Source organism: Buttiauxella warmboldiae (assembly GCF_003818135.1).
GTDB lineage: Bacteria > Pseudomonadota > Gammaproteobacteria > Enterobacterales > Enterobacteriaceae > Buttiauxella > Buttiauxella warmboldiae.
This window is the reverse complement of record NZ_RPOH01000077.1, coordinates 1-26,014: the sequence shown is the minus strand read 5'-3', so window position 1 is coordinate 26,014 and position 26,014 is coordinate 1. Positions and strand designations below refer to the sequence as shown.

Genomic DNA, 26,014 nt, shown 5'->3' with positions numbered 1-26,014 from the left:
AATTTCAGACCAAAAGAGGAGCCCTCGCGGGCTCCTCAGACTGATGACAAACCCCATGAGTTTCGCAAAACAAACATAGACCATTAATAAAAAAACAAGGAAAAATCAAATTTTATTTGTATTTTCGGCTGATAACCAACAAAGAATGGAAAAACCACGCTTTTTCCTTCTTTGTCAGCATCTGAAGCCCCGGTGTAGTCCGGGCTTGAGATTGCTGGCTCTTTATTGATTGCGCAACGTAGCTATTTGGGGGCGTTTGTTTTTATACTGTTACGCACTTTAAGCAAAAAAAGAGTGCGACCATGATTGATACCACCCTGCCGCTGACCGATTTGCACCGCCACCTTGATGGCAATATTCGTGCGCAAACCATTCTCGATTTAGGCCGCCAGTTTAATTTGCCGCTTCCGGCAGACTCCACGGAAGCCCTCCGCCCTCATGTACAGGTAGTGGAAACCGCCCCCGACCTGGTGAGCTTTTTGCAAAAACTCGACTGGGGGGTGAAAGTGCTGGGGGATCTGGACGCCTGCCGCCGCGTAGCGTGGGAAAACATTGAAGATGCGGCGCGTAACGGCCTGCATTATGTTGAGCTGCGCTTTTCGCCGGGTTACATGGCAATGAGCCATCATCTGCCGCTTGCCGGAGTGGTGGCCGCGGTGATTGATGGCGTGCGTCAGGGTTGCCGCGATTTTGGGGTTGAAGCGCGCTTAATCGGCATTATGAGCCGTACCTTTGGTGAAGCAGCATGCCTGGCCGAGCTGGAAGCGCTGCTGGCCCATCGCGACAGCATTACCGCTCTTGATCTTGCGGGGGACGAGCTGGGTTTCCCGGGCAGCCTCTTCCTGAATCATTTCAATCGCGCGCGCGATGCGGGCTGGCATATCACGGTGCATGCGGGTGAAGCGGCAGGCCCGGAAAGCATCTGGCAGGCAATTCGTGAACTAGGGGCCGAGCGTATTGGCCACGGTGTGAAAGCGGTCGAAGACCCGGCGTTAATGGATTTCCTGGCAGAACACGGCATCGGTATCGAATCCTGCCTGACCTCCAATATTCAGACCAGCACCATCGCGTCTTTGGATAAGCATCCGTTAATCACCTTCCTCGATAAAGGCGTCCTGGCAACGATTAACACCGATGACCCGGCAGTTCAGGGGATCGACATTCTTCATGAATATAACGTCGCGGCGCCGCAGGCGGGTTTGAGCGCGGCTCATATTCGCACCGCGCAACAGAATGGTTTACACATCGCGTTCCTGAGCGACGCTGAAAAGCAGGCGCTGACAGCTAAAGTGCGCACCGCTTAATCCTCCGCGCGCCTGGATCAGGAAACGGACTCAGGCGCTGTTTTTTCCTGCGCCCTTTTACGCGCATAACGTTGAGCCAGCACCGAGCAGACCATCAGTTGCACCTGATGGAAGATCATCAGCGGCAGTAGCATCATCCCTACGGCGCTTGCCGGGAACAGCACGTTTGCCATCGGCACGCCATTGGCGAGACTTTTCTTCGAGCCGCAAAACACAATCGTAATTTCGTCTGCCGTATTAAAGCCCATCAGGCGCGCCACCCACGTATTGATGACCAGCACAATCGCCAACAGCACGACAGAACAACCCAGTACGCCGAGCAACGCGGCGCCATTCACCTGCCGCCAGATCCCTTCCACCACCGCCTCGCTAAAGGCGACATACACCACCAGCAAAATGGATGATCGGTCCGTCAGGCTAATCAGTTTTTTATGTTTATCGACCCAGCTGCCAATCAGCGGGCGTGACAGATGCCCCACCACAAATGGCACCATCAGCTGCAGGACAATTTTGCCAATGGCATGCAGCGTGTCGGTGCTCCCTTCCTGAGTATTCATCAACGCGCCGACTAAAACCGGCGACAGAAAAATCCCCAGAATGCTTGAGGCCGATGCGCTACACACCGCTGCCGCGACGTTGCCACCGGCAACGGAAGTAAAGGCAATGGCCGACTGCACCGTCGCGGGCAGCGCACAAAGATAGAGAAAACCCAGATACAATGGCTGATTGAGAATGGCCGGGGAGAGAAAGCCCAACGCCAGCCCCAGTAATGGGAACAGCGCGAAGGTGCTAAGGAACACCACGAGGTGTAACTTCCAGTGCCTTATTCCCGCCACCATGGCGTAGCGCGAAAGTTTGGCGCCGTGCATAAAGAACAGCAGCGCAATCGCCGCCGTGGTCAGATATTCAAAGGCCGTTTTGAGCGCCCCTTCGCAGGGGAACAGTGACGCCACCACCACGACCGCAATCATAATCAGCAAAAAAGTATCAATTTTCAGACGCTGCAACCCATTCATTCGGCTTCCTTCCACGCAGAATTTCACACGCTATCAATAGTAATTCACGCTGTTCATAATGGTATAGCTTTCACGTTTTGGCGTTTGCTTCATGTAAGCTGTCCCCGACTTGCTATATAACAACGATGATATAAGCAAATACAATAATTTACACTATAGCGACTATCCTTATTACCGTACCCTCAACGGAAGGAAGAGACCATGAAATATTCAATTTGGCCGGCTATATGCCTGCTGGTAGTGATGACGCCGGCGCTGGCCGCGCAGACATCATGCGATAAAGTGAAGGCCGACATTCAGCAAAAGATTATCAATAATGGCGTTCCGGAAGCGGGATTTAGCTTGACGATAGTGCCGAACGATCAGGCCGACCAGCCCGATGCACAGGTTGTGGGACACTGCGCTAATGATACGCAGAAAATCCTCTATACGCGTACCAGCAGCGGAAACTATCCCGTAAGCGGCGGTAATACTCAGGATGGGCCACGCGCCGAGCCGCAATAAAAATTAAACGGGGTATCGCTGCCCCGTTTTTGCTATTTCCCCACTCACCACTCCACGCTAATTTGATACGTATTAACAAATTGTCGCCCTGAATGCGCGAAAGTAGTCACTGTCAACGATCCTGCTACACGGTCAGTAAATATCACCGTCATTTGCAACAACCACAACAATGGCATCCCGATCCAGCGATAACACATCATGGAGTGAGCTATGTCGAACCAATACCGTCGTGATGGAGTAACCCGTCGAAACTTAATCAAAAACAGCGCCATTAGCGGACTGGCGCTGGCCGTTAGCGCTATTCCCCTGCCCTTTGGCCTACGTGCGGCAACCTCTGCGCTGGCCAGCAGCCTCGCTTCAGCCGCAGCAGACAAAGTGGTGTGGGGAGCCTGCTCCGTAAACTGCGGCAGCCGCTGCGCGCTGCGCCTGCACGTACGCGATAATGAAGTCAGCTGGGTGGAAACCGATAACACCGGCGACGATGTTTATGGCAATCATCAGGTCCGCGCCTGCCTGCGCGGGCGCTCGATTCGCCGCCGAATCAACCACCCTGCGCGCCTGAACTACCCAATGAAACGCACCGGTAAGCGCGGTGAAGGGAAATTTGTGCGTATTTCCTGGGATGAGGCGCTGGACACGATTACCCGAAGCCTGAAAAACATGGTAGAAAAGTACGGTAATGAAGCCGTCTATATTCACTACTCCTCGGGAATCGTCGGCGGCAATATTACGCGTTCTTCGCCTTACGCCTCGTTAGTGACGCGTCTGATGAATTGTTATGGAGGATCCCTCAGGCAGTATGGCACCTACAGCACTGCGCAAATTGCCTGTGCGATGCCGTACACCTACGGCAGCAACGAGGGCAACAGCACCTCCGATATTGAAAACAGCAAACTGGTGGTCTTGTTCGGTAATAACCCCGCCGAAACGCGCATGGGCGGCGGCGGGATTACCTATTATCTCGGGCAGGCTCGCGAACGCTCAAATGCGCGCACGATCGTAATCGATCCGCGCTACACCGACACGGCTGCGGGGCGCGAAGATGAATGGCTGCCCATTCGCCCGGGAACCGACGCCGCTCTGGTTGCCGGTATTGCCCACGTGTTGATTAGCGAAAACCTCGTCGACCAGCCTTTCCTCGATCGATACTGCATTGGCTATGACGAAAAAACCCTGCCGGAAGGCGCGCCCGCCAATGGCCATTATAAAGCGTATATTCTGGGGCTGGGGGAAGATGGCGTGGCGAAAACCCCGCGCTGGGCATCGGCCATTACCGGTATTCCGGCCGATAAAATCATCAAGCTGGCGCGTGAAATTGGCAGCGCTAAACCGGCCTATATCGCACAGGGCTGGGGGCCACAGCGCCAGGCTAACGGCGAGCTGACCGCGCGCGCCATCGCCATGTTACCGATCCTGACAGGAAATGTAGGGATCAACGGCGGCAACAGCGGCGCGCGTGAATCCACTTACACCATCACCATTGAACGGATGCCGGTGCTGACGAACCCGGTGAACGCGCAGATTTCCTGCTTTAGCTGGACAGACGCCATCGTTCGCGGGCCAGAAATGACCGCCAGGCGTGACGGCGTGCGCGGCAAAGAGAAGCTTGATGTGCCAATCAAATTCCTCTGGAACTATGCCGGCAACACCATCACTAATCAGCACTCCGATATCAATAAAACCCACGATATTCTGCAGGACGACAGCCGCTGCGAAATGATTGTGGTCATCGACAACTTTATGACCTCATCGGCAAAATACGCCGACATTCTGCTGCCGGATTTAATGACCGTTGAACAACAAGACATTATCCCTAACGATTACGCCGGGAACATGGGTTATCTGATATTCATCCAACCCGCAACCCAACCGAAGTTTGAACGCCGGCCGATTTACTGGATAACCAGCGAAGTGGCTCGCCGCCTTGGGCCAGATATCTATCAGAAGTTTACCGAGGGCCGCACGCAGGAGCAGTGGCTGAAATATCTCTACGCGCGGATGCAGGAAAAAGATCCGCAGTTACCTTCCTATGAAGCGCTGCGGGCCATGGGAATTTATAAGCGTAAAGACCCAAACGGCCATTTTGTGGCCTATCAGCAGTTCCGCGCCGATCCTGACGCCCACCCGCTGAAAACACCCTCCGGAAAAATAGAGATCTACTCAAGCCAGCTGGCAGAAATTGCCGCCAGCTGGCAGCTAGAAAAAGATGAGACTATCAGCCCGCTGCCCGTGTACGCCCCCACCTTTGAAGGCTGGGATGCCCCCGAGCGCAGCGTTTACCCGCTGCAACTTTTCGGCTTCCATTTCAAAGGCCGCACTCATTCAAGCTACGGCAATATTGACGTCCTTAAAGCAGCCTGCCGCCAGGAGGTGTGGATCAACCCGATAGATGCGCAAAGCCGCGCTATTGCTGATGGCGATAAGGTACGTGTATTTAACGAGCGCGGGGAGCTGCGAATTACGGCAAAAGTCACCCCGCGCATTATGCCAGGCGTCACCGCCATGGGCCAGGGCGCGTGGCACGAAGCCAATATGAGTGGCGATCGCGTTGATTACGGCGCGTGTATTAATACGCTGACCACGCAGCGCCCTTCACCGCTGGCGAAGGGCAATCCACAGCATACTAATCTGGTCGAGATCCAAAAAATTTAATCAGACGGTGGATCTTTTATCGCCGGTATAGATAAGTTGGCATAGCGGTTGCAGGTTAATTGGTAGAGAATGCGCGGCATAACTCGCGCAACAAGGAAGAGAATAATGTCTGAAACAAAGCAACGACTGGCCGCTATCGCCCTGACCGGTAGAGTGCTCGGGGCGCTTTACTATCAAGAACCCCAAAGCCGGGACGTCGCCGGGCTCTACGCCTCGCTTGCACAGCCCGACTGGGTAGAACAATGGCCGCTTCAGCATACAGAGCTGGCCGCTATCGCCCAACGCATGAAAGAGGGGTTCAGCTATGCGCCAGAAACGCTGAGCGAAGCCTGGCAGCGTCTGTTTATTGGCCCTTACGAGCTTCCTGCTTCGCCGTGGGGCTCAGTCTATCTCGATAAAGAACAGGTGCTGTTTGGTGATTCAATGCTTGAGTTACGCCGCTGGATGCGTAAAAACGACATCGCCAACGAGCAGCAGAGCAATGAGCCGGAAGATCATATCGGTTTGCTGCTGATGCTGGCAGCCTGGCTGGCGCAAGAAGGTTTACAGCAAAAAGTAGACGAACTGCTCGCCTGGCATCTTCTGCCGTGGAGCGGCCGTTTTCTGGAGCTGTTTATCGCCAGCGCCGCACATCCGTTCTATCAGGCGTTGGGCGAATTAACCCAGTTAACGCTCGCCGACTGGAGCAAAGATTTATCGCTCCCGGTGGCGCAAAAAGAGCTTTACTGCTAAAAACCGGAGCCCGGGTGGACGACGCTTGCTTGTCCGCCCATTCTTTGTGCGCCATTCAATCCCTTCCGGCTTCGGCTTAAAAGTTACACCGTAACTATTTATCCAGCCCAATCGCTACCTAAGAACAGGCAAACGGTGGATGACGCTGCCGCTTATCCACCCTACAATGCAGACTATGCACCGCTTAAACCACGCCCCCGATATACAAGGCATGTTACGACGACTTATTTTTGCCGTCTGGATTGGTATCGCCTCCGCAGCGGTGGTGTGGCTATTTCGCCAGGGGATCTATTTTCTTGAAGGCCTGCTGCTGGGGGATCGCAGCGGCAGCCTGGTCGCGGCGGCAGCGGCACTATCGCCGTGGCGACGCTTGCTGACTCCCGCGCTGGGCGGTTTGCTTGCGGGCACCTTACTTTGGGGATGGCAACACGCCACACGCCAGCGTCCTTCTGCCCCCACCGACTACATGGAAGCGATTGAAACGGGCGACGGTCGCCTGGATGTCGGGGCAAGCCTGGTCAAATCGGCAGCATCGCTGATTGTCGTCGCCAGCGGCAGCGCCATCGGACGCGAGGGGGCGATGGTTCTGCTGGCCGCCGTTTTCGCTTCGGTGTTTGCCCAACGCTTGTGCAATAAAGATGAATGGAAACTATGGGTCGCCTGCGGGGCCGCCGCCGGGATGGCCAGCGCCTATCATGCGCCGCTGGCGGGCAGTCTGTTTATCGCCGAGATCCTGTTTGGCACGCTGGTGCTGGCCTCGCTCGGCCCGGTGGTGATTGCCGCCGTCAGCGCCTTGCTGATGACTCATTTATTGAATGACGAACAGGCGCTGCTGTATACCGTGCGGGCATTAAGCGCTCCGCAGCCCATACAGTATCTGCTGATGGCAACGTTCGGCCTGCTTGCCGGCGTCGCCGGGCCGTTATTCCTCTGGCTGATGACGCACAGCAGCAGGCTATTCCAGCGTTTGCATTTAATGCCGCCGCTGCAGCTGGCGCTTGGGGGGCTGCTGGTCGGGCTGCTGTCGCTTATCACGCCGCTGGTATGGGGCAACGGCTACAGCGTGGTGCAGTCGTTTCTCTCACAGCCTCCGGGGCTACTTTTTGTGGCGGGCATTCTGGTCTACAAACTGGCGGCGGTGCTGGCCAGCAGCGGCTCTGGCGCTCCAGGCGGCGTGTTTACCCCCACGCTGTTTGTGGGGGCAGCGCTCGGAATGCTGGTCGGCCAATGGTCTGGTTTTGGGGCCTGGAGTGGCGATAACATCGCAATTTTGCTGGCGTTGACCGGAATGGCAACCCTGCTGGCGGCCACCACTCATGCGCCGATTATGTCAACGCTGATGGTTTGTGAAATGACCGGGGAGTTTACGCTACTCCCCGGCTTACTGCTGGCGTGCGTGATAGCTTCGGCGCTTTCGCGCTGGTTACGCCCGCAAACGGTCTACCGCCAGAGCGCCGCTAAGACGGGATAGATCGATGTAGCTCGCCAGCTCGCGCTGCTCTGCACGCGGTAAGTAAGGTAGCTCGCCCACCAGCGGAGCGGGCAGTTTTTTGCTCAATACATCAATGATTTCAGCGTACTGCGCCAGCCCCGGGTTGATACGGTTGGCCACCCAGCCGATTAGCGGCAGGCCATCGTTGGCAATCGCCTGCGCGGTCAGCAAAGCGTGATTGATACACCCTTCCTGAATGCCCACCACCATCAATACCGGTAGCTGCTCCTGGACCACCCATTCAGATAACGGGCGTAAATCGTTCATCAGGCTGCGCCAGCCGCCGGTGCCTTCGACCACAACGTGATCCACCTGCCCGCTCAGACGCTCAAGCCCGTTGGAAAGCAGCGAGTAGTTAATCTGGCAGTTGTGGCTCACGCTGCTCTCCTCTTCGCTTAGCGCGATAGGGTTGATGGCTTCGTAAGGCAGGCTGACCGTGGAAACACTTTGCAGAACTAACGCATCTTTGTTGCGCAGGCCCTCTGGCGTCTCTTTACTGCCTTTGGCTACCGGCTTATAGCCGACGACGCTTTTGCCGCTGGCCGCAAGAGCCTGCAACAAAGCGCGAGAAACCACCGTCTTCCCAACGGCGGTATCGGTACCCGTTATAAAGAAACGCGTAAGCATGACTGACTCCCAGGGTAATGCTCAAAGTGATTAAAAAATGAATAGTGCAGGAGTGGAAGTCTAAAAGAATAGTGATTCGACCGGCTTGAGATAGCGCAATTTTTAGTGGATCAGAGCAGGAGATTAGCCCTGCAGTAAGCGAATCAATAACGAACCGTTATACATTGCGTCTTTTACCAGCGCCGCCCCGGCCATGGTTCCACGGTGATGGTACTGCGTGGCTTCAACGACGGTATGCTCGCTATAGGCGGGTAGCGCCTGCTGGCGAATACAGCTGGTGATAGCCGGGTGCAAAATATCGGCGGCCCGGTTAAGGGGGGAACCAATAAGGATTTTTTGTGGATGGAACAGGTTGACCATAATCGCCAGAATGCGCCCTACGTTAGTCCCGACGCCGAGAATGATATCTTTCGCTAAAAGATCGCCATCCAGCGCGGCATCACACAGCGACTCGACGGTCAGAGGCCGTTCGTGCAGTTTAGAGCCCATCGACTGACTCATGCGCAGCTGCGCCAGCTCCAGCACGCTGTCGATACTGGCGATAGTTTCCAGGCAGCCGTGATTGCCGCAATAGCAAAGTTTACCGTAAGGGTCCACTTGCGTGTGGCCAATTTCCACCAGGCTGCTGCTGCCGGCGTGGAGCAAGCGCCCGTCGGTAATCACCCCGGCGCCAACGTTATGATCAATCACCACCTGAATCACATCACGCGCCCCCTTTGAGGCGCCGAATAACCCTTCGGCCATCGTCCAGGCACTGATGTCATGCTGGATATAGACCGGCACCCCGGTATAGTTTTCCAGGATCTCACCCAGCGGCATATCGCAGACTTCATAAAACGGCATACGATGCACAATGCCACGCCGGGTATCAATAATTCCCGGCGTAGTGATGGCGATCGCCGTCAGACGTTCGAGCTTTTGCTGATGACGAATAAAGAACTGGTCAATCTGGGCGATGATGCGTTCAATCAGCGGCTGCGTGCTATTCACCGCCAGCTCAACGGTATCTTCAACAATCAATTTGCTGCTTAAATCATGCAGGCCAAGCGAGATCTCTCCGCGGCTGATACGCACCGACAAATAGTGCCAGGCTTCGGTCTCCAGCATCAGCCCCACCGCAGGGCGGCCCCGGCTGCCGGGGTCCTGAATTTCGGTTTCCTGCACCAGGTGGGCTTCAATCATTTCACGAACAATTTTCGTGATGCTGGCGGGCGCGAGCTGCGCCAGGCGGGAAAGATCGATGCGCGACACCGGCCCATGGGTATCAATCAAGCGATAAACGACACCGGCGTTCGTTTGCTTGATCTGATCGATATGGCCCGGTTGGCTATCAGCAACCACTTGCGACTCCCTTTATTTTCGCGCTTCGAAATAAACTTTGCGCTATGGTGAAACACTTCAAGTGAAGGAGTCAAATATTTACGTAGGGTTGTGATTTACCGCACATATTCTAGCCGTTTAATCCTCTTTTAAAGCGGTGGCTGAGGCGGTTAACAGCGCCGAGATTCGTATCGCTGCGGCAGACTGCTCACGATGCTTTGACCACACCAGCCACATTTCCGACTGCGCATCCGCTGGCGTTAACGGCAGCCAGACGACCTCCGATAAACGGACCCGTTTAAATGATGCCGGGAGTATCGAAACCCCTAACCCTGCGGAAACCAGCCCGATAATCGTCATCGCCTCCCCCACTTCCTGCGTAATATGGGGTGAAATTCCGTGGCGTTGCAGCAGCCCGAGAATATCGTCATACAGACCTGTGCCAGCGTGGGGATCAAAAAAGACAAAGGGCTCACTGGCCAACTGCTGCAGTGAAATTTCCGCATATGCCGCCAGGGGATGGTCGCGATGCACCATCGCCAACAGCGGCTCGCGCAAAACAAGACGCCAGGCGAGCGTATCCGGCAGACGGGTGTTGCGCATCAAACCGAGTTCCAGCTCGCCGTCGTTTAGCGGGGCGATTTGCTCGCGGGTATTGATTTCACGCATCTGCAGGTGCACATCAGGGTAGCTGTGACGAAAGGTTGACAGGCTATCGGATACCGTTTTAATCAATGGCGCTGATGACGTGAAGCCAATGCGCAGCTCGCCGGTTTCCCCCTGATGCAGCCTGGCGGCTCGCCCCGCGGCGGCATCGACCTGGTTTAAAATCTGCCGGGCATCCTGCAAAAACTGCTGGCCTGCGGCGGTCAGGCTCACGCTACGGTTGGTTCGTGCCAGCAGCCGCGCCCCGGTTTGTTGTTCCAGCATCTGAATTTGCTGGCTCAGCGGCGGCTGGGAAATACGCAAACGCGCGGCGGCACGGCCAAAATGCAGCTCTTCGGCCACCGCCACAAAATAGCGCAGATGGCGCAATTCAATATTCATACTTTAAACATATCAATTGAGATTATTAATATATTAGACAAAACATTGGCAATTTTCTACTCTCAACAGCAGCACTCTTTTGCCCATTAAGGACCCATTTTGAGCCGTACAACCCTTGTCACTACTGCCCCGGCAGAAGATATTGACGACAGATGTCCCCTCCAGCCGGTCAGCTTTATCAAACGTGGTTCACCCCAGTTTATGCGCGTCACGCTGGCGCTGTTTTCCGCGGGGCTTGCCACCTTTGCCCTGCTTTATTGCGTACAGCCGATATTACCGCTGCTCTCGCATGAATTTGGCGTTTCACCCGCCAGCAGCAGTATTTCGCTATCGGTTTCTACCGCCATGCTGGCTATCGGCTTGCTGTTTACCGGGCCGCTTTCCGATGCCATTGGCCGCAAGCCGGTGATGGTCACCGCACTGCTGCTCGCCTCAAGCTGCACCCTGCTTTCCACCATGATGACCAGCTGGCACGGCATTCTGGTGATGCGCGCCCTGATTGGTCTATCGCTGAGCGGCGTTGCCGCCGTAGGTATGACTTATCTGAGCGAAGAGATCCACCCAAGCGTGGTGGCATTCTCTATGGGGCTGTACATCAGCGGGAATTCCATTGGCGGCATGAGTGGCCGGCTGCTAAGCGGCGCGATCGCCGACTTCTTTAACTGGCGTATCGCCGTCGCGGTCATTGGCTGTTTCGCCCTGGCCGCAGCTTTGATGTTCTGGAAAATATTGCCCGCCTCTAAACATTTTCGCCCCTCCTCCCTGCGGGCAAAAACGCTGTTGATCAACTTACGCCTGCACTGGCGCGATCGCGGCTTACCGCTGCTGTTTGCTCAGGGCTTTTTGCTGATGGGCGCCTTCGTCACGCTGTTCAATTACATCGGCTATCGCTTAATGCAGGGGCCCTGGTATTTAAGCCAGGCGGTGGTGGGATTGCTCTCGGTAGCCTATCTCACCGGCACCTGGAGTTCGCCCAAAGCCGGAGTCATGACCGCAAAATATGGGCGTGGCCCGGTGATGATCATTTCCACCGCCGTCATGCTGCTGGGTTTAGTACTCACGCTCTGCTCGCCGCTGACGATTATTTTTGCCGGCATGCTGCTCTTTTCCGCCGGATTCTTCGCCGCGCACTCGGTCGCCAGCGGCTGGATTGGGCCGCGTGCCAAACGCGCTAAAGGACAGGCATCGTCGTTATATCTGTTCAGCTATTACCTCGGTTCAAGCCTCGCCGGGACGCTCGGTGGCGTATTCTGGCAGCGGTTTGGCTGGCCTGGGGTGGCGAGTTTTATCGGCTCGCTTTTGGTGTTGTCCTTATTCGTGGGCGCGCGATTACATCAGCGCGCACATTAACCGGGTTGCGGCCTCGTCTTCTCCGGGGCTTTTTGCTATTTTCGCAGGCGAAAACCATCTCTTCATGAGGCCCTATGGAAAAGCAAAACTACAATCACCTCACCCGTACCTTCCAGCGTCTTTCACGTTTTGGCCATCTCTCGGCTATCGCTGGCTGGGATATGTTCACCAATATGCCGCCCAACGGCAGCACCGCCCGCGGTGAAGCGCTGGCTGAACTGAGCGTTTTGCAGCATCAGATCCTGACCGATAAAAAAATCGCCACCCTGCTCCAGGCGGCGGTGCAGGAAAATCTTAACGATGTTGAACGCGCCAACCTGCGTGAAATGATGCGCCAGTATCAGGAAGCGATTCTGTTGCCCGCTTCGCTGGTGGAAGAGAAATCGCTGGTCGGTACACGCTGCGAACATGGCTGGCGCAGCCAGCGCCCGGCCAACGACTGGCAAGGTTTTGCTGCCAATTTAAAAGAGGTCGTGCGCGTTAGCCGTGAAGAGGCAAAACTGCGTGCTGACGCAAAAGGCAAATCGCGCTACGACGCGCTGTTGGATATTTACGAACCGGGCATGACCAGCGCCAAACTTGATGCGCTATTCGGTGATTTAGCCACATGGCTGCCCGATCTGTTGCAAAAAGTGGTTGAGAAACAGGCAAAAGAGAGCGTCATCACCCCCAGCGGGCCGTTTGCCACCCATCAGCAGCGCGAGCTGGGCCTGGAAACCATGAAGCTGCTGGGCTTTGATTTTAACGCCGGGCGGCTTGATGTCAGCGCTCATCCCTTCTGCGGCGGCGTGCCGGAAGATGTGCGCATCACCACGCGTTACGATGAGTCCGATCTGATCAGCGCGTTGTTTGGCGTGATCCACGAAACCGGTCATGCGCGTTATGAGCAAAATCTACCGCGTGAATGGCTTGGCCAACCTGTTGCGCTGGCGCGTTCTACGGCAATTCATGAATCACAAAGCCTGTTCTTTGAAATGCAGCTGGGCCGCAGTAAAGAGTTCCTGAAGCTGTTACTGCCGATGGTCACTGCGCGCTTCGGAAAACAGCCCGAGTTTGAAACCGCAAACTTTATCGCCGTTAACCAGCGCGTAGAACGCGGGTTTATCCGCGTTGAGGCTGATGAAGTCAGCTATCCTGCCCACGTGGTTTTGCGCTATGAGATCGAACGCGCGCTGATTGATGGCGATATCGAAGTGGAAGATATCCCGGCGCTGTGGGATGAGAAAATGCAGCACTGGCTGGGGCTTTCTACCAAAGACAACTTCCGTAACGGCTGTATGCAGGATATCCACTGGACAGACGGCGCCTTTGGCTACTTCCCATCCTACACGCTGGGGGCGATGTACGCCGCGCAGCTGTTCAATGCCGCCAGACTCGCGCTACCACAGCTGGAAAGTGATATTGCCGCAGGCGACTTCACCGCGCTCTTCGACTGGCTGCGTCAAAACATCTGGCAGCACGGCAGCCGGTTCACCACCGCGGAACTTATCACCAACGCCACGGGTGAAGACCTTAACCCGATGTATTTCCGTAAACATTTAGAAGCGCGCTATTTATAAGTCCCCTCCGCTGAGGTTTTTCGCCAAAGGCATCGGGGCCATCAATAAAAAAGCCAGGAAAATCAATTTATTGATTTTCGTCCAAACGCCACCGGGAAGGAAGAATCACGTTTTCCTTCTTCCCGGTCAGCAAGCTAATCCCTGGAGCCAGGTGATATTGCGACGCTACGGTGTTGAAATCATCCTTACGCTGCTGATTCTTTGCGGCGTTATCACGCTAAGTTTCTGGCTTTAATGACTTTTTACTGCCAATTTTTGTGCCATCCGTCTATAGTTAGTCCATTCGCTGGGTTTCAAAATAAGCAAAATTAATCGCCCCACAGAGAGTGATATGCGCAAAAAAGTTGTGATGCTGCTAGGCGTACTGTGCCTTTTCTCCGTCCTGAGCCACGCCGATGACGAAAGCGCGGCGCAGGTTAAAACGCTGTTTTTCGGCAAGGATGATCGCACCAGAGTCAAGGATCCTACCGCCCCACCGTGGGATGCCATCGGCCAGCTTGAAACCGCCAGCGGTAACTTATGCACCGCGACGTTAATCTCCCCCCATCTGGCATTAACCGCCGGACACTGCCTGCTGCAACCGCCACGCGGCACGCCCGATAAAGCCATAGCATTACGCTTTGTCTCGAATAAGGGAAAGTGGCGCTATGAAATTCATGATATTGAAAGCCGGGTGGAATCATCCCTTGGGCGCCGGCTGAAGCCGGACGGCGACGGCTGGATTGTGCCGACGAATGCCGCGCCCCACGACTTTGGCCTGATTATGCTGCACAACCCGCCGTCGGGTATTACGCCGTTACCGTTATTTGCAGGTGGCCGCGAGGCGTTAACCGAAGCGCTGAAAAATCAGCAGCGCCAGGTCACGCAATCGGGCTATCCGGAGGATCATCTTGACGATCTCTACACCCATAACGATTGCCTGATTACCGGCTGGGCGCAGCAAACCGTACTGTCACACCAGTGCGATACCCTGCCCGGCGACAGCGGTTCGCCGCTGATGCTCAAAACCGATAACGGCTGGCAGCTGATCGCGGTGCAGAGTTCCGCGCCTGCCGCCAAAGACCGCTATCGCGCTGATAACCGCGCCATTTCCGTAACCGGTTTTCGCGACCAGCTACAGACCTTAGCCAGCCAGTAATCTCACCGCCGGATCAAGACCGGCACGGATATTACAGGCTGTAGCCTGGCTTTTTAGCTAATGTCGCAAGCTGCGGGGAGATCTCTTTATCGTAGACATCCTCTTTCCAGCGTTCTTTCTCAACCGGCGTTAAGGCAACGGACAGCGACTCGTCCGATGAATTAAAATGCTTTCTGAGCACGGCGCAAATATCGCTGGCCAGCGCTTGTTTTTGTTCATCAGTCAGTTCACGCGGATAGTGTTTTACAGTGATATGCGGCACAGCGGTTCTCCCCTTTGGTCTGGAGCAATATATTTACGTGAAGCCCTCTGCGCCTGCAATACTAAACCAACAAATTGCACAACCCCTGCTGTTGCTCATCCACACGAGAGGAACTTATTGATTTTCAGCGGGCTTTATCAGCAATCTTACTATAATGCGTTTTTTGGGTCGTAAATGATCGATAATGCCAAACACGCCCCGTTATATCCGCGCCAAAAGGAAACCGCCATGAAAACCAAATCGATGACGCTTTACGATGTGGCGAAACATGCCGCTGTCTCTTACCAGACCGTATCGCGCGTCATCAACCAGGCGGAGCATGTTTCGGAGAAAACGCGGCGTAAAGTAGAAGCCGCGATGCAAGCGCTCAATTATGTTCCCAATCGCGTAGCGCAACAGCTGGCGGGGAAACTGAGCCATACCCTCGGGCTGGTAACCAGTAATTTGTCATGGCACGCCCCTTCGCAAATTGCCGCAGCGATTAAATCCCGGGCCAGTCATCTCCACTTTAATGTGGTGATGTCGATGATTGAGCAGCCTGATTTAAGCGCCTGTAAAAACGCGGTTAACGGGCTGCTTGCACAGCGTGTCGATGGGCTGATAGTCAACATCCCGCTGGAAGATGAGCAGGCGCAAGCGATCGCCCGGATGTGTGGCCGGGTGCCGGTGCTGTTTGTGGATGTCTCGCCTGAACTGGCGACCCACAGCATTACGTTTGACGCCGCTGCCGGTTCGCATCTTGCGGTTGAGCATCTTATTGAACAGGGCCACCAGCAAATTGCCTTACTTTGCGGACCTCAGGATTCAGTTTCCGCACGTTTGCGCCAGCAAGGCTGGCAACAGGCGCTGGCTCAGCATCATCTGAACGCCGTGGCGCAGCTGCGAGGCGACTGGAGTTCGTTATCCGGCTATCTACAAACGCTGGCGCTCATCAGCCTTAATACCCCTTTTACCGCCCTGCTGGTCGCCAACGATCAGATGGCATTAGGCGCGCTGCGTGCGCTTCATGAATCCGGTTTATCGGTGCCCGCCCGGGTTTCAGTCATTGGCTATGACGACACCGAAGACAGCGCCTGTTTTATCCCACCGCTCACCACCATCAAGCAGGATTTCAGAGCGTTAGGGAGTGCCTGCGTTGACCGATTGATCGCGCAAATCCACACGCCGGATTTACCGGCACACGCCAGCGTATTGCCCGTTTCACTGATTAAACGGCAAACCACCGCAGCGCCGGGATCACACGCAGCCTCGCCACAGGCTCTGGCCGATGCGCTGTTGGTTCTCGCCCGCCAGGTGGCTAGTCTGAAGTGATTTCTGTGAATCACCTCACCTGACGTTGTTTTGCTGCTTTACTTATGAACGGGCAAAAATCATATTGCCGTAAATTGTGAGCGAATAGCAAAACTATAAAGGAACCTCCAGCATGACCATCCGATCGGCCTGCACCGCTGCGACACTGGCAGCCATTATTGGGCAACGTGACTGGGAAACTCCCGCCGTGACGCAGCTAAACCGGCTACCCGCTCACCCACCGTTTTCCAGCTGGCGCGATGCGAGCGCCGCACGGGATGACAAAGCCTCCGACAGCGTCCACAGCCTGAATGGCAACTGGCAGTTCAGCTATTTCCCGCAGCCCGAAAGCGTTCCGGAAAGCTGGCTGGCGCATGATTTACCCGATGCGCAAACGCTGCCTGTGCCCGCGAACTGGCAACTGCACGGTTATGATGTGCCAATTTATACCAATGTCACCTATCCGATCCCGGTGACTCCACCGCAGGTACCCTCGCTGAATCCAACAGGATGTTATTCGCTCACATTTAATCTTTCCCCATCCTGGCTTGATAGCGGTCAGACACGGATTATTTTCGACGGCATAAATTCAGCGTTCCATTTGTGGTGCAACGGCCACTGGATCGGTTACGGCCAGGACAGCCGCCTGCCCTCGGAGTTCGATCTCAGCCATGTGCTTCAGGCCGGACAAAACCGCCTGGCGGTGATGGTGCTGCGCTGGTGCGACGGCAGCTATCTGGAGGATCAGGATATGTGGCGCATGAGCGGTATTTTCCGCGACGTAACGCTGCTGCATAAACCGGCCACTCATCTGAGCGATGTGCGGGTGAGCACGCATCTTAATGAAGATTTCAGCCACGCGACGCTCGCAGCCCACATCAAAGTACAGGGGGAAAAGACAGCGGAGGTACAGGTTTCAGTGCAGTTGTGGCACGGTGAGCAATGTATTGGCGAAAAGCAGCAGAAACTCGGCAGTGAGGTTATTGATGAACGTGGCGCATATCACGACCGCGCTACGCTGAAATTACCGGTCAACTCTCCGCTGCTGTGGAGCGCGGAACTTCCTAACCTGTATCGCGTTGTTGTGGCTTTGCTGGATAGCACAGGCGCAACAATTGAAGCGGAAGCCTATGATATTGGTTTCCGAAAAATTGAGATTCAGCAGGGGCTGTTAAAGCTCAACGGTAAACCGCTGCTGATTCGCGGCACTAACCGCCACGAGCACCACCCGATCAAGGGTCAGGTGATGGACGCAGAAACCATGTGTCGGGACATTGTGCTGATGAAGCAGCACAACTTCAATGCGGTGCGCTGTTCGCACTACCCCAACCATCCGCTCTGGTACCGGCTGTGCGACAAGTACGGCCTGTATGTGGTGGATGAAGCGAATATTGAAACCCACGGCATGGTGCCGATGAATCGTCTGAGCGACGATCCCGTCTGGCTGCCCGCTATGGCCGAGCGCGTCACGCGTATGGTGCAGCGCGATATTAACCATCCATCGATTATTATCTGGTCACTTGGCAATGAATCCGGGCACGGGGCCAATCATGATGCGCTTTATCGCTGGATAAAATCGTTCGACCCTACGCGCCCGGTGCAGTATGAAGGCGGCGGAGCCAACAGCGCAGCCACCGATATTATTTGCCCGATGTATGCCCGTGTCGACGAGGATCAGCCTTTCCCGGCGGTGCCAAAGTGGTCAATTAAAAAGTGGATCGGGATGCCGGGCGAAAGCCGTCCGCTCATTTTGTGCGAATATGCCCACGCGATGGGCAACAGCTTTGGCGGCTTCCACAAATACTGGCAGGCCTTCCGCCAGCACCCGCGCCTGCAAGGCGGCTTTGTCTGGGACTGGGTCGATCAGTCGCTGATTAAGCACGATGAAAATGGCGAACCGTTTTCTGCCTACGGCGGCGACTTTGGCGATCGGCCAAACGATCGTCAGTTCTGTATGAACGGGCTGCTCTTTGCCGACCGGACACCACATCCGGCACTGTATGAAGCCCAGCAAGCGCAGCAATTTTTCCAGTTTACCCTGCATCGTGAAACGCCATTACGCCTGATAATCACCAGCGAGTATTTATTCCGCCGCAGCGATAATGAGCGCCTGGTTTGGCAAATTGCGCAAAACGGGGTCACGCTGGCCGAAGGTGAAGCCCTGCTGGATATTGCTCCACAAGGCACGCAAACCCTGACCTTTGACGCTCTGCCAGCGATAACGCAAAGTGGCGATGTGTGGCTGACGGTAAAAGTGCAGCAAATAAATGCCACCGGCTGGTCTGAAGCCGGGCATCTTTGCGCCTGGGATCAGTGGCAGCTTCCCGGTATGTTGTGCGTCAATACGCCATGTTTTAGCCACGATGCGCCAACGCTCGAAACCAGCCCCTGCCATTTTGACATTCGGCTTGGGCACCACCACTGGCAGTTCAATCGTGAAACGGGGTTATTGCATCAGTGGTGGAAAGCACAGCAGCCCGCGCTGCTACAGCCATTGCAGGATCGGTTCACCCGTGCCCCTTTAGATAACGATATCGGCGTGAGTGAAGCGACACGCGTTGATCCAAATGCCTGGGTCGAGCGCTGGAAAGCGGCAGGAATGTACCAGCTGGAAGCGCAACTGGAAATCTGTACTGCCGAAGCGCTGGCAGGTGAAGTGCAGATCTGCACCGTTCATAGCTGGAAACATAATGATAAGACGCTGTTTATCAGCCGCAAAAACTGGCGTATTGATGCCCTGGGCGCATTACATATTAGCGTGGATGTGGAGGTCGCTTTTGGCACGCCACCGCCTGCGCGTATTGGGCTGGCGTGCCAATTGTCACAGGTTGCGCCACAGGTATGCTGGCTGGGACTGGGGCCGCATGAAAACTACCCGGATCGCAAACAATCTGCGCTGTTTGATTACTGGCAACGCCCGCTTGCCGATATGCATACGCCGTATGTTTTCCCCAGCGAAAATGGCCTACGCTGCGACACGCAGGCTCTCGAATACGGTGATAACCAATGGCGCGGAAACTTCCATTTCAACCTCAGCCGCTTTAGCCAGCAGCAGCTGCGCGAAAAGTCCCACCGCCATCTGTTAGTCGAAGAGGCTGGCAGCTGGCTGAACCTGGATGGTTTCCATATGGGCGTAGGGGGGGATGATTCCTGGAGTCCGAGCGTTTCACCGGAGTATCTGCTGGATAAACAGCATTATCATTACGATCTGAGTTGGGTGCGTCGCTAGTTTTTCTTCGACTATTCGCACGGGATTTATACCATCGCGTCGATCCCGCTAATTGCTGTGATACTGGTGCCTCGCTGGTTTGGCGCGCGTAAACGCGTCCATCAGCTTGTGCACCATCACGATGCACACCCTGATGATATACCGACGGTTTAATTAGCTATAGATCATGGGCAGAATCCCCTTTCGGCCCCTGTTGCTTGCCTTATCTCTGCTCCTGCGCGCTAAAGATTTCTTTCTCTTTATCCCGCTGAAAATTTGCATTAACGCCATGCATTGTTAACACTTTCCAAACATTCATCAAAATATTACCTAACCTTCCTCAATGTTCCAGATGGTTTGTCCGGAACTTACCTGCTGTTGACGGTGAAAAACTCTGATGAAAATTGTGCAATATGGAAAGATGTCCCTTTCGCTGCTGGTCGCCCCGGCTCTCTCATTGTTATCCTCTCCGCTGCTTGCGGCCGAAGAAACGCTGGTGGTGACGGCAACGCAAGATACGATTTCTGAGCTGGATACTCCGGCAGCGGTTAGCGTTGTCAATGGCGAGGAGATGCGTCATGCGGCACCACGCATTAATCTTTCAGAACGCCTCAGCGGCGTGCCGGGCCTGCAGGTGCAAAACCGCCAGAACTATGCGCAGGATTTACAGCTTTCGGTGCGTGGGTTTGGATCTCGCGCCACCTACGGCGTGCGCGGCGTGCGAATATATGTTGACGGTATTCCCGCCACCATGCCCGACGGCCAGGGGCAAACCTCGAATATTGATATCAACAGCGTTGAAAGCATTGAAGTGCTGCGCGGGCCATTCTCAGTGCTCTACGGCAACGCGTCAGGTGGCGTCATTAATGTCACGACAACAACCGGCACACAGCCGCCGACGCTCGAAGCCAGCACGTATTACGGGAGTTTTGGCAGCTGGCGTAACAGTGTTAAAGCAACGGGGGCAACGGGCGATGGCACCCAGGCAGGCGATGTCGATTATACGATTTCCGCTTCGCGCTTCACCACTCATGGTTATCGCCACCACAGCAGTGCGCAAAAGAACCTCGCCAACGCCAAACTGGGCGTGCGCCTGAATGAAGCGAGTAAGCTAACGCTGCTGCTAAATAGCGTCGATATTGACGCTAACGATCCCGGCGGGTTAACCGAACAGGAGTGGCGTGGTAATCCGCAACAGGCACCGCGCGCCGAACAATACAACACGCGCAAGAGCACCAAACAGACCCAGGCTGGATTGCGTTATGACAGACAGTTAAGCGCCAATGACGATCTGAGCGTCATGGCCTACGCAGGCGTGCGTGAAACCACGCAATATCAATCAATTCCTGTGGCTCCGCAGTTGAACCCTACTCATCCAGGCGGCGTGATAGAGCTGTCCCGGCATTATCAGGGGATTGATTCGCGCTGGACGCATCGTGGAAATCTGCTCGCTGTTCCTGTGACGTTTACCACCGGGCTTGACTACCAAACCCTATCGGAAAAGCGCAAAGGCTATGAAAACTTTGTTGCCGAAAATGGCATAACGCTATTGGGCGAGAAAGGCGACCTGCGCCGCAATGAACGTAACCTGATGTGGAACCTCGACCCTTATCTGCAAACCGCCTGGCAGCTTACCGATAAACTCAGTCTTGATGCCGGGGTGCGGTTTAGTTCTGTCTGGTTCGACTCGAATGATAACTATATCATCGGCAAAAATGGTGATGACAGCGGGGACGCCAGCTATCACAAATGGCTGCCGGCGGCGGCGCTAAAATACGCTCTGAGCGACGCGTGGAATATTTACACCTCAGCAGGGCGCGGCTTTGAAACGCCAACCATTAACGAACTGTCCTATCGTGACGGTAACCTGCCGGGTTTGAATTTCGCCTTACAACCCGCCACCAGCGATACCGTCGAAGTCGGCAGTAAAACCCGCGTGGGTAATAGCCTGTTAAGCGCAGCCCTGTTCCAGACGGATACCGATAATGAGCTGGTCGCAGACCAGAGCAGCGGCGGGCGTACGACCTATAAAAATGCCGCTGAAACGCGCCGCCGGGGGATTGAGCTTTCAGCCGATAGCCAGCCTGGTTACGACTGGCGCGTGAAAATGGCATGGACATATCTTGATGCCACTTACCGCAGCAACGCCTGCGGCACGGACGACTGCACGGGAAATCGTATTCCGGGCATAGCGCGCAATATGGGCTACGCCGCGCTTGAATACGCGCCGCCAGAGGGATTTTACGCCGGTACCGAAGTGCGCTATATGAGTGATATTCAGGCTAATGATGAAAATACGGCTACAGCACCCACCTATACCGTCGCCTCGCTTAACAGCGGCTATAAACTGCGGTTCCGCGAGCGTTGGATGCTGGATGTCTGGGGGCGCGTGGATAACTTATTCGACCGCGTATATGTCGGCTCCGTTATCGTAAATGAAGGCAATAACCGCTATTACGAACCGGCACCCGGGCGCAATTACGGTGTGGGGGTGAACCTGAGCTATACCTTCCTGTAGAGATAAAAAAACGGAACCACATCGGGTTCCGTTAGATTACTGGCAAAGCAGGAAAAAACGTGGTTACTCCATGGAGGCTCCGCCGTTAATCCTGAACACCACATTAACAATCAAACCCTGCCCAGGCTTTCCACTTTCGTAACGCCATTTTTTCATCGCCATTTTCACTTCGCGCTCAAACATATTGGCAGGCGTCGCCGCGAGCACGGTCACATTGTTCACGCTACCATCCGCGGCAACATCAAATTTCACGCGCACCTTACCTTCAATACGCAACGCATGGGCACGGGCAGGGTACTGCGGCGAGTTACGGCTTAGCGCACGCGGCCCGGTGGCAACCGGAGCCGTCGAGGTAACAGGCGGCGTAGTTGAAACGGGCGCCGTGCGCGCAGGAGCGCTATTGGTTACCGGCGCGACTGGACGCGGTTCAACCGGTTTTACTTCCCGTTTCGGCTGCTCAACTTTTTTCACCGGTTTCGGTTTTGGCTTAGGCTTCGGCTCTGGCTTATGAATAACCACCGGCGCTTCTTTCGGCGGTTCGGGAATAGGTTCAGGCTCGGGCTCTGCCACCGGCTCTGGCGGAGGCTGCACAACTTCAGGCTGTGGAGGCTCAAGCTCAGCAGGCATCACCATCGTGACGCTGATCGGCTGTGCCGGTGCGGGCAACTCAATAACCTGATGATGTACCGAGGTATACAGAGCCGCCGCGACAATAGCACCATGAAGTACGACAGAGAGTGCGGTCGGCCACGGAAAGCGGCGGCGAGGTAAATCAAGGATCATTGACGTCATAATGGCTTAGGTCTCTTAAACAGGCGTCAATTTTAAATGCAAATAGCAATCATATTCAACAACGCATCGTAGAAAGTGGCTTATTTTCCTGGCGGACGCTGGATTTTCCCTCATTCACCGCCCCGATTTAACATCTTGTCTATCTTTCAATTGCAGTCTTAACGCCATTCACTTACCGTACTTTACAACCCTCATACCAAAAGGAGTGCTGCACGTGCTGTATGTCATTTATGCGGAAGATAATGCCGACTCTCTCGAAAAGCGTACGGCAGTGCGCCCTGCCCACCTCGCGCGCCTACAGCTATTACGCGATGAAGGCCGGCTGCTAACGGCAGGTCCAATGCCTGCGGTCGACAGTAACGACCCAGGGGCTGCGGGTTTTACTGGTTCCACAGTGATTGCCGAGTTTGCCTCGCTCGAAGAGGCGCAAGCCTGGGCCGAAGCGGACCCTTATATTGCTGCGGGGGTTTATAAACAGGTGGCGATCAAACCCTTCAAGAAGGTATTCTGATCCCATTCTCAGTGCCGTGAATGATGTTATCAGGAAATTTTGATGGATCTTTTTGACGAATCGTATGAACGCCATAAGCAGTCGGTGGGTAATCAGGAAGCGCGCTGGCATGCCTGGCTGGCTAAGCATCCGTCAGCGATAGGCGCAGCTGGCCTGATAACGGTGTTGATTATTTTACTGGCCATGCATTTTTCGTAGCAGGTTCAGCGAAAACGGGTTGAACCTAGCGCAAAGTAAGAGAAACCACGCTTTTCCTTACTTTGTTAGTCATCTGAGGGCACCGCACGCGGTGCCCTGTTCGTTACGACGCCCATTGATCGTGAATAGCAAACAGCAAGGAGTTGCGCTGGCGGTTTGTCTGGCACTTTCTGATGGCGTGAATGCGCATATTGCGGCGTGACTGACCTTCCAGCCAACGCGATCTGCGCCGTTGTGTCTGACGAAGCATACGCCACCGTCCGACCTCATTTCGACTACGCCTCATTTTTATCACTCGGATTGCATGTAAACACGCGTCATTATAGAGCCTTCTTCCCGCCAGACCAGCCGTTTTACGATTAGTTTTAGTGTCAACCTCTGGCAGTTGTGCGTAAACTCAATAGCATACGGTTTCTAAAGGATTTTTGAACTATGACAACCTTCTACACCGTCGTGAGTTGGCTGATCATTTTAGGTTACTGGTTACTGATAGCCGGCGTGACGTTACGGATTTTAATGAAACGGCGCGCCGTTCCTTCAGCCATGGCATGGCTGTTGATTATCTATATTCTTCCGCTGGTCGGCATCATCGCCTATCTCTCATTTGGTGAGCTGCATCTGGGCAAACGCCGGGCCGAGCGCGCGCGTGCCATGTGGCCTTCGACCGCCAAATGGCTGAACGACCTTAAAAGCTGCAAACATATTTTTGCCGCAGAGAACAGCGAGGTCGCGGCTTCGTTGTTCCAGCTGTGTGAACGGCGCCAGGGAATTGGTGGCGTCAAGGGCAATCAGCTGCAGCTCCTCACCAGCTCCGATGAAACCATGCAGGCGCTGATTCGCGATATCCAGCTGGCTCGCCATAATATTGAGATGGTGTTTTACATCTGGCAACCCGGCGGCCTTGCCGACCAGGTCGCTGAGTCGCTGATGGCGGCGGCTCGCCGCGGTATTCACTGCCGGTTAATGCTGGACTCGGCAGGCAGCGTGGCCTTCTTCCGCAGCCCGTGGGCCAACATGATGCGCAATGCGGGCGTGGAGGTGGTTGAAGCGCTCAAAGTTAATTTGATGCGTGTGTTCCTCAGGCGCATGGATTTACGCCAGCATCGCAAAATGGTGATGATCGATAATTACATCGCCTACACCGGCAGTATGAATCTGGTTGACCCACGCTTTTTTAAACAGGATGCCGGCGTCGGCCAATGGGTGGATTTAATGGCTCGCATGGAAGGCCCGGTCGCCACCGCCATGGGGATTGTTTACTCCTGCGACTGGGAAATCGAAACCGGCAAGCGTATTTTACCTCCGCCTCCGGACGCAAATATTATGCCGTTTGAAGAGGCCAGCGGGCATACGATCCACACCATTGCTTCCGGCCCCGGCTTCCCGGAAGACTTAATTCACCAGGCGCTGCTGACCTCCGTTTACGCCGCGCGTGAATATTTGATTATGACCACCCCCTACTTCGTGCCGAGCGATGATTTGCTCCATGCCATTTGTACCGCGGCACAGCGTGGCGTCGATGTGAGTATTATCATTCCACGCAATAATGATTCGTTGCTGGTGGGCTGGGCAAGTCGGGCGTTCTTTACCGAACTGCTTACCGCCGGCGTGAAAATTTATCAGTTTGAAGGTGGATTGCTGCATACCAAAAGCGTGCTGGTTGATGGGCAACTGAGCCTGGTGGGGACGGTGAACCTGGATATGCGCAGCCTGTGGCTTAATTTCGAAATTACGTTAGTTATTGATGACTCTGGCTTTGCCAGCGACCTGGCCGCGGTACAAGACGACTATATCTCCCGCTCACGGCTGGTAGACCTGCGTTTATGGGTGAAACGCCCCATGTGGCAGCGGGTGGTAGAGCGACTGTTTTACTTCTTTAGCCCGTTGCTGTAAAACGTGGCGCTATCGCACTCGATAAGTGGAAACAGAGATGGAAATGGATCTGAATAACCGCCTGACAGAAGATGAAACGCTTGAGCAGGCTTACGATATTTTTCTCGAACTGGCGGTTGATAATCTCGATCCGGCAGACGTGATTTTGTTTAACCTGCAGTTTGAAGAGCGCGGCGGCGCTGAGCTTTTTGACCCGGCCGAAGACTGGCAGGAGCATGTAGATTTTGACCTGAACCCGGACTTCTTTGCCGAGGTGGTGATTGGCCTTGCCGAGACCGACGGGGGCGAAATCAACGATATTTTTGCGCGCGTGCTGCTGTGCCGCGAAAAAGACCATAAGCTTTGCCATATTCTGTGGCGCGAATAACTGCACCGCAATAGATATCAGGGCAGCTTTACGCTGCCCTCAGACTGATGACAAACCCCATGACTTTTGCAAAACGAACATGGACCATCAATAAAAAACAAGGAAAATCAATTTATTGATTTTCGGCTGATAACAACAAAGAAGGAAAAACCACGCTTTTTCCTTCTTTGTCAGCAATATCAGGGCAGCTTTACGCTGCCCTGCGAGGTTATAGCGGGTCTACCTTGAGATCAG

At 54.8% G+C, this 26,014-nt stretch carries 22 protein-coding genes and 1 pseudogene; 16 read left to right on the top strand and 7 right to left on the bottom strand.

Features of this window, described 5'->3' with window-relative positions:
* Positions 1–302 precede the first annotated feature (302 nt).
* The gene (gene add, locus EHN07_RS16855; protein ID WP_124025203.1) at positions 303–1,304 is read left to right on the top strand and encodes an adenosine deaminase; all 1,002 of its coding nucleotides are present in this window, start codon (positions 303–305) and stop codon (positions 1,302–1,304) included.
* A 17-nt stretch (positions 1,305–1,321) separates the two neighbouring features.
* Here add and EHN07_RS16850 read toward each other — a convergent pair whose 3' ends face one another.
* Positions 1,322–2,320 carry a bile acid:sodium symporter family protein gene (locus EHN07_RS16850; RefSeq protein WP_124025202.1) on the bottom strand — a complete coding sequence of 333 codons (999 nt, stop codon included), beginning with the start codon at positions 2,318–2,320 and terminating at the stop codon, positions 1,322–1,324.
* A 201-nt stretch (positions 2,321–2,521) separates the two neighbouring features.
* On the opposite strand from EHN07_RS16850, the gene EHN07_RS16845 reads away from it, so the two are divergent.
* The 4 genes from EHN07_RS16845 to clcB all read left to right on the top strand — a co-directional run bounded on the left by EHN07_RS16845 (position 2,522) and on the right by clcB (position 7,679).
* Positions 2,522–2,824 carry a DUF1161 domain-containing protein gene (locus EHN07_RS16845; RefSeq protein ID WP_124025201.1) on the top strand — a complete coding sequence of 101 codons (303 nt, stop codon included), beginning with the start codon at positions 2,522–2,524 and terminating at the stop codon, positions 2,822–2,824.
* 210 nt (positions 2,825–3,034) lie between these two features.
* Positions 3,035–5,476, top strand: coding sequence for a selenate/tellurate reductase subunit YnfE (ynfE, locus tag EHN07_RS16840; protein WP_124025200.1), 2,442 nt, complete (start codon positions 3,035–3,037; stop codon positions 5,474–5,476).
* A gap of 105 nt (positions 5,477–5,581) precedes the next feature.
* Positions 5,582–6,208 (top strand): Tat proofreading chaperone DmsD, encoded by a 627-nt coding sequence (gene dmsD / locus EHN07_RS16835; protein ID WP_124025199.1) that lies wholly within the window; start codon positions 5,582–5,584, stop codon positions 6,206–6,208.
* A 175-nt stretch (positions 6,209–6,383) separates the two neighbouring features.
* Positions 6,384–7,679, top strand: a complete 1,296-nt coding sequence (gene clcB / locus EHN07_RS16830) for a voltage-gated ClC-type chloride channel ClcB (RefSeq protein WP_124025205.1) — start codon at positions 6,384–6,386, stop codon at positions 7,677–7,679.
* On the opposite strand, the gene bioD is transcribed toward clcB, so the two are convergent.
* The 3 genes from bioD to EHN07_RS16815 form a co-directional block, all read right to left on the bottom strand.
* Positions 7,632–8,327: a dethiobiotin synthase gene (gene bioD / locus EHN07_RS16825; RefSeq protein WP_124025198.1), complete on the bottom strand. Its 696-nt coding sequence runs from the start codon at positions 8,325–8,327 to the stop codon at positions 7,632–7,634. The two genes, clcB and bioD, sit on opposite strands and share 48 nt — an antisense overlap.
* 123 nt (positions 8,328–8,450) lie before the next feature.
* Complete coding sequence (gene mlc, locus EHN07_RS16820; RefSeq protein ID WP_124025197.1) at positions 8,451–9,668, bottom strand: sugar metabolism global transcriptional regulator Mlc; 1,218 nt, start codon at positions 9,666–9,668, stop codon at positions 8,451–8,453.
* Between the two features lie 117 nt (positions 9,669–9,785).
* Positions 9,786–10,694, bottom strand: coding sequence for a LysR family transcriptional regulator (locus EHN07_RS16815; RefSeq protein WP_124025196.1), 909 nt, complete (start codon positions 10,692–10,694; stop codon positions 9,786–9,788).
* Positions 10,695–10,793: 99 nt separating this feature from the next.
* Here EHN07_RS16815 and EHN07_RS16810 point away from each other — a divergent pair, with 99 nt between their 5' ends.
* The 3 genes from EHN07_RS16810 (at position 10,794) to EHN07_RS16800 (ending at position 14,741) form a co-directional block, all read left to right on the top strand.
* Positions 10,794–12,044 carry an MFS transporter gene (locus tag EHN07_RS16810; protein WP_124025195.1) on the top strand — a complete coding sequence of 417 codons (1,251 nt, stop codon included), beginning with the start codon at positions 10,794–10,796 and terminating at the stop codon, positions 12,042–12,044.
* A gap of 74 nt (positions 12,045–12,118) precedes the next feature.
* Positions 12,119–13,603 (top strand): carboxypeptidase M32, encoded by a 1,485-nt coding sequence (locus EHN07_RS16805; RefSeq protein WP_124025194.1) that lies wholly within the window; start codon positions 12,119–12,121, stop codon positions 13,601–13,603.
* A gap of 331 nt (positions 13,604–13,934) precedes the next feature.
* Positions 13,935–14,741, top strand: a complete 807-nt coding sequence (locus tag EHN07_RS16800) for a trypsin-like serine peptidase (protein ID WP_124025193.1) — start codon at positions 13,935–13,937, stop codon at positions 14,739–14,741.
* A gap of 31 nt (positions 14,742–14,772) precedes the next feature.
* Here EHN07_RS16800 and pptA read toward each other — a convergent pair whose 3' ends face one another.
* Complete coding sequence (pptA, locus tag EHN07_RS16795) at positions 14,773–15,003, bottom strand: tautomerase PptA (protein WP_124025192.1); 231 nt, start codon at positions 15,001–15,003, stop codon at positions 14,773–14,775.
* Positions 15,004–15,231: 228 nt separating this feature from the next.
* Between pptA and EHN07_RS16790 the strand changes: the two genes are divergently transcribed.
* The 4 genes and pseudogenes from EHN07_RS16790 to pqqU all read left to right on the top strand — a co-directional run bounded on the left by EHN07_RS16790 (position 15,232) and on the right by pqqU (position 22,019).
* Positions 15,232–16,314, top strand: coding sequence for a LacI family DNA-binding transcriptional regulator (locus EHN07_RS16790; protein WP_124025191.1), 1,083 nt, complete (start codon positions 15,232–15,234; stop codon positions 16,312–16,314).
* A gap of 112 nt (positions 16,315–16,426) precedes the next feature.
* Entirely contained in the window at positions 16,427–19,522 is a 3,096-nt protein-coding gene (locus EHN07_RS16785) for a beta-galactosidase (RefSeq protein ID WP_124025190.1), read from the top strand.
* A gap of 6 nt (positions 19,523–19,528) precedes the next feature.
* Positions 19,529–19,675 (top strand): annotated as a pseudogene (locus tag EHN07_RS20720) (amino acid permease); the annotation flags it as partial.
* 223 nt (positions 19,676–19,898) lie between these two features.
* Positions 19,899–22,019 carry a TonB-dependent receptor PqqU gene (gene pqqU / locus EHN07_RS16775; protein WP_167467327.1) on the top strand — a complete coding sequence of 707 codons (2,121 nt, stop codon included), beginning with the start codon at positions 19,899–19,901 and terminating at the stop codon, positions 22,017–22,019.
* Between the two features lie 63 nt (positions 22,020–22,082).
* On the opposite strand, the gene tonB is transcribed toward pqqU, so the two are convergent.
* A complete protein-coding gene (tonB, locus tag EHN07_RS16770) occupies positions 22,083–22,811 on the bottom strand; it encodes a TonB system transport protein TonB (RefSeq protein WP_124025189.1) in 729 nt (242 codons plus the stop codon).
* Positions 22,812–23,025: 214 nt separating this feature from the next.
* Here tonB and EHN07_RS16765 point away from each other — a divergent pair, with 214 nt between their 5' ends.
* Together EHN07_RS16765 and EHN07_RS20495 are read left to right on the top strand one after the other, a co-directional pair.
* Entirely contained in the window at positions 23,026–23,322 is a 297-nt protein-coding gene (locus EHN07_RS16765) for a YciI family protein (RefSeq protein WP_124025188.1), read from the top strand.
* 42 nt (positions 23,323–23,364) lie between these two features.
* Positions 23,365–23,520, top strand: a complete 156-nt coding sequence (locus EHN07_RS20495) for a hypothetical protein (protein ID WP_167467326.1) — start codon at positions 23,365–23,367, stop codon at positions 23,518–23,520.
* Between the two features lie 103 nt (positions 23,521–23,623).
* Here the strand turns inward: EHN07_RS20495 and EHN07_RS16760 are convergent, their stop codons facing one another.
* The gene (locus EHN07_RS16760; protein WP_124025187.1) at positions 23,624–23,806 is read right to left on the bottom strand and encodes a YciY family protein; all 183 of its coding nucleotides are present in this window, start codon (positions 23,804–23,806) and stop codon (positions 23,624–23,626) included.
* 146 nt (positions 23,807–23,952) lie between these two features.
* Between EHN07_RS16760 and cls the strand changes: the two genes are divergently transcribed.
* Together cls and EHN07_RS16750 are read left to right on the top strand one after the other, a co-directional pair.
* Positions 23,953–25,413: a cardiolipin synthase gene (gene cls / locus EHN07_RS16755; protein WP_124025186.1), complete on the top strand. Its 1,461-nt coding sequence runs from the start codon at positions 23,953–23,955 to the stop codon at positions 25,411–25,413.
* Positions 25,414–25,450: 37 nt separating this feature from the next.
* Positions 25,451–25,780 (top strand): HI1450 family dsDNA-mimic protein, encoded by a 330-nt coding sequence (locus tag EHN07_RS16750; protein WP_124025185.1) that lies wholly within the window; start codon positions 25,451–25,453, stop codon positions 25,778–25,780.
* The last annotated feature ends 234 nt before the right edge of the window (positions 25,781–26,014 follow it).